General features: G+C 34.3%; 1 pseudogene. It reads right to left on the reverse strand.

Features of this window, described 5'->3' with window-relative positions:
• Positions 1-76: 76 nt before the first annotated feature.
• Positions 77-370 (reverse strand): annotated as a pseudogene (locus V7659_RS18820) (hypothetical protein); the annotation flags it as partial.

The following is a 370-nucleotide window of genomic DNA, read 5'->3' on the forward strand; positions in this document are numbered from 1 at the left end:
TGTAAATGATATATTTGAATTCGCACTTAAACCTCCGAACCGTTTACTTAAATTGGAAACTGATAATAAAGTCAAATTATGACACCTCCTTTTCTTTCTCCATGCTACTTTTTAAATGTTGTTTAGGCTCTTTATCCTTTTGCATTTTTGTACTAATCACTTTAATCAGATTGGCAATCCCCTTAGGCATAAACTTAATCGATAAAACTAATATGATACCGAATACAAGTAGTTGGACTTCCGGGGACATCCACAAGAATTCTGGAATAACTGTGAAGATAAAGGCACCAAACAATGGTCCTAGCAAGAATCCTTTTCCACCGACAATTACCATTAATAAAGCTTCAGTTGTATAATGGACGGATAAAAG

The organism is Neobacillus drentensis (assembly GCF_036966985.1).
Lineage (GTDB): Bacteria > Bacillota > Bacilli > Bacillales > Cytobacillaceae > Neobacillus > Neobacillus drentensis_E.